We start from the raw sequence: 3,716 nt of genomic DNA, 5'->3' as shown, positions 1-3,716 counted from the left end.
GCGGAGCGGTTCGACATGTACAACGATACCGTGTTGGGCTTCAACAAGTCGGGCAAGGAAGTGGCGCGTATTCAGGTCGAAGAGCCGATCTACATTCGGCCGGCCGAGCGCGTGAACTGGCTGTAAGTCGAGGGTCGCGCACGGATGCAACCATGGCGTTGCGCTGGGGCCTGTGCCGCCGATCCTGTGAGAGGAAGGCCGGCGGGTAGTCTTCGTGAGGGAGCGATCCTTCACGGGGACTGCCCCCGCCTGTTACTGGCCGATGATGCCATGCAGCGTGGGCGAAGTCCGGGCGAAGGCCGAAGGGGCGCCATCACGTTTCGATCCGCTGATTGTCTGAGGCTTGGAATGCGTGACAGAGAGTGATGAATATCCGGGGACGGTTCATAGGGTTCCTCATCGTCGCCATAGCTGCGCTAGCCGCGGTGTTCTTCGGCCACCTGTTCCTGTTCGAGCAATGGCGGGTACAGCAGGAGCGGCAGCTCCACCGTTCCAAAATTCTCGGCAACGTGGCGCAGTTGCAACGGTTGGTCTTGGAGGTGGAAACGAACTTTCGCGGCTATCTGCTCACGGAGCAGCAGTCGTTTCTCGAACCGATTCGGCTGGCGGAGAATCGATTGAAGACAGGACTGGCTCAATTGACCGATTTGACCGCCACCACTCCGGGTTTGCAGGCCGGAGTGAGTGTGCTTTCGGCCCGGCTTGATGAATTCGTGGAGAGCAAACAGAGATTGCTGGCGGTCATCGGGGCGGAGCAGCAGGACCTCGTCCGCTCGTATGTGCGGGGAGGGAGTGGTCGGGCGTTGTTCCTGACCATCGAAAAAGCCATCGGGGATTTTGAAGTGCGCATTGAGCGCGAACTGCCGAGTGAACCTATGACCTATGACTCGTGGCTGCAACGAGCACGCTGGCAGCTGTTGTTGGTGGAAAGTCTGGGGATCATGGTGTGTGTCTTCCTGACGAGAGCGGCGCTTCTTCCGAATAGGACCGTGCTGGCGCCGAACCCTCGACCTCTTCTGTGAGTCTATCCGGGCTATCGAGTCGTTCCTCCCCTCGATTCAGTTACCTGTCGCGATCTACGCCCCGTATCGCTCTCCATGTGTCGATTCGCACAGTGCGTAGCGTGCGAATTCGCTCGATTTGAGGCTGGGAAAATCTAAAAACCATTGGAATTCCGTTCATGAGTAATGGCATGTGCCTTGCTTTAAAGACGTTCATCACAGTGAACGCATACGAAACAAGGAGTCAGCCCATGGTACGGATGATCAAGAAAGTCGGAGATCGAGAGTTGGCCTGGGTGATGTTGGCGATTGCCGCGGTCGCTCTCTGGAGCACCTGGGGGTTGGCGAGCTAAACGCGATTCTTCGCACTGTCGATGCATTCCTTCAGGACCACGGCCTGATTATGTTCCTTGTCTGATGCCCCATAGAGCAGTGTGACGGTCTGTGCTTGTGCGAGCCGGGCGAGATCTTCGATCGCGCGGTTCTGTTCCGGTCGGCTCAGTTCCTTGCGGTAACGTGTCTGAAACTCCAGCCACTTTGCCGGGTCATGGCCGAACCAAGTGCGGAGCGCCGTGCTGGGCGCCACTTCCTTTCGCCATGCATCGAGGCGCGCCTGCTCCTTCGTGCATCCCCTCGGCCATATCCGGTCGACCAGAATCCGAATCCCATCGCGCGCGTTTGGTGTTTCGTAGACCCGTTTGATTCGAATCATGATTGCACAGCAACAAGTCGCGCGCGGCTACTCTTCGATGCCTACGGCAAGACCGACTGATGCACGGAGCAGGTCGTGCCTGGTCACCGAATAGGTCACCTCTCCGTTCTCCTCGACAGGGAGGTTCAGCAAGTGGTTGTCTGCCATGAGCTTGATGGCATCCGGTATCGGTGTCGATTTACGGACGGCAATGGGATCCTTGGCCATCAGCTCTGTCGCCGTCAGACTGTTCAAGTCCTTTCCTGCCTCAAGAGCCTTGAGGATATCAAATTCACTGATGAATCCCACATAGCGGCCCTCTGCATCCAACACCGGTCCGCCGGACACATGCGCGGAAAGCAACTCGATGGTGATCGTCATGCCATCCTGTACGGTATGGAATTGTATCGTATTGGTTCCGACGATTTGTCCGACGGTTTTGAAACCGTCAGCTGGAATTCCTACGCGACTCATGATGTCTCCTTTCGATGCGGCAACAGCCATCGAGGGTGCGAGATGTGTGGCAGGTCGATGAACTGCGGCCAGCGCTGTTCCCGCGAACTCGTGTTCATCAGCTCAGCAAGCGAAGTGCCCGTCCGGATGGGTTGCGATTTCCTGAATTCCTGCGCCGTTGCAGGCAATGATCCTGTGGGTGCGAGCGATTCCGCACGGGGCAGACAGTGCGGAATGTCCCGGTTAAGGGCAGCTGGATGCGGAGTGAGCATGCCGTAACCATTGCTGAATGGCGGATTCCGTTCGCTGGATGTGTGCCGTCAGCAGGATCGCATATTGCAACGTCTCCGGGGATGGGCTGGACCACACGTGAAGCGAGTAGTCCGCTCTGTCCACAATGGAGGTGCGTGATGGACCCTCAGGTTATTTCTCCGGGCGATGGCGCCATCGACGAGCAGATTCTCGGTTTGCTGCAGCACCACCGGCGGCTGACCTTCCTCACCCTGGCCGAATCCCTCCCATTGTACACCTGGCAGGCATTGTTTGCGGCGTTGAACCGGCTCCGAGGCCAAGGCCATGTGGACCTGCTACCGTTGGCCGCAGATTACGAAGTGGTCTGGCAGCAGGGGAGCGAACGCCCGTCCCTGATGTCCGAAGGGCCCTCAAGATGTGATGGCGATGTTGCGATGGACAGGACAGCACGGCGGGTGCGAGTGATCGAAGGAGGCAAAGGATGTCCTGCAGTCGATGTCGGGGTCTGATGGTGGCCGAAAACCTGTTTAGTCCCAGCGAAGGAGTGTCGCATACGTGGGTGTCGGTCACGCGTTGCCTCAATTGCGGCAATGTGGAAGATCCGTTAATCCGCCTGGCACGACGCCTTCCGGAACAACTTCATCGAAGGGTTCGCCCTGGTCCGCAACGCAGAGGCATATGGATTCGTCGGTTATGGAAACCGGAACCAGAGTAGCTATGCCGTTGGGGCGGACGGGATTATGTTCGTGACGGAAGGAATGAGGGTGTTCCGTTGTTGGAATGCAGTCGGAGGGAGGAGGTGCCATGGAAGGATATGGAAAACGTGTGTTGATTGCGGAGGACGAGGAGAGTGTGCGGCGCCTGCTGGCCGTGGTGCTCGAGGAAGCCGGGTATACCGTGCATGCGGTGGAAGATGGCATGGAAGCCCTGGCCGAAATGAAGAAGCGGCGTTTCGATGCGGTGGTCGCGGATTACCGCATGCCTCGCCTGGATGGGGAGCAGTTCCTGCTGCTGAGTCGCCTGATGTGGCCCCAGACTCCGACCGTGCTCCTGTCCGCCGAGCATACGGATTTGCCCGTGATCCTGAAAATGCAAGGCGCCTGTGCTCTCGTGCCGAAACCCTTCGATTCGCAGGGGCTGTTACGGACGTTGCAGTCTGCCGTAGAGGCGGCTTGTAGTTGTTGCTCCCCGATGTCAGTAATCATGCCAAATTGACCCCTGTCATCATGTGAAATGGACCCCTCCCCCACAACCAGGAGAGGACACCCATGGAGCTAGCAGAACCAGTGCGCACCCCACTACCTTCTTCTCGGGAGACG

5 protein-coding genes are annotated in these 3,716 nt (G+C 58.2%); 3 read left to right on the top strand and 2 right to left on the bottom strand.

What is annotated here, in order from left to right:
- The first annotated feature begins 365 nt into the window (after nt 1-365).
- Nucleotides 366-1,022 carry a CHASE3 domain-containing protein gene (locus NSND_RS00025; protein ID WP_080877023.1) on the top strand — a complete coding sequence of 219 codons (657 nt, stop codon included), beginning with the start codon at nt 366-368 and terminating at the stop codon, nt 1,020-1,022.
- Nucleotides 1,023-1,350: 328 nt separating this feature from the next.
- Here the strand turns inward: NSND_RS00025 and NSND_RS00020 are convergent, their stop codons facing one another.
- Together NSND_RS00020 and NSND_RS00015 are read right to left on the bottom strand one after the other, a co-directional pair.
- The gene (locus NSND_RS00020; protein ID WP_080877022.1) at nt 1,351-1,713 is read right to left on the bottom strand and encodes a DUF488 domain-containing protein; all 363 of its coding nucleotides are present in this window, start codon (nt 1,711-1,713) and stop codon (nt 1,351-1,353) included.
- Nucleotides 1,714-1,740: 27 nt separating this feature from the next.
- Complete coding sequence (locus NSND_RS00015; protein ID WP_159450536.1) at nt 1,741-2,166, bottom strand: CBS domain-containing protein; 426 nt, start codon at nt 2,164-2,166, stop codon at nt 1,741-1,743.
- 389 nt (nt 2,167-2,555) lie between these two features.
- On the opposite strand from NSND_RS00015, the gene NSND_RS00010 reads away from it, so the two are divergent.
- On the top strand, nt 2,556-2,906 hold the full coding sequence (locus NSND_RS00010) for a hypothetical protein (protein WP_080877020.1): 351 nt from the start codon (nt 2,556-2,558) through the stop codon (nt 2,904-2,906).
- Between the two features lie 295 nt (nt 2,907-3,201).
- Complete coding sequence (locus NSND_RS00005) at nt 3,202-3,612, top strand: response regulator (protein WP_159450535.1); 411 nt, start codon at nt 3,202-3,204, stop codon at nt 3,610-3,612.
- Nucleotides 3,613-3,716 lie beyond the last annotated feature (104 nt).

This window comes from Nitrospira sp. ND1 (genome assembly GCF_900170025.1).
Classification (GTDB): domain Bacteria; phylum Nitrospirota; class Nitrospiria; order Nitrospirales; family Nitrospiraceae; genus Nitrospira_A.
This window is presented reverse-complemented; position numbering and strand designations above follow the sequence as displayed.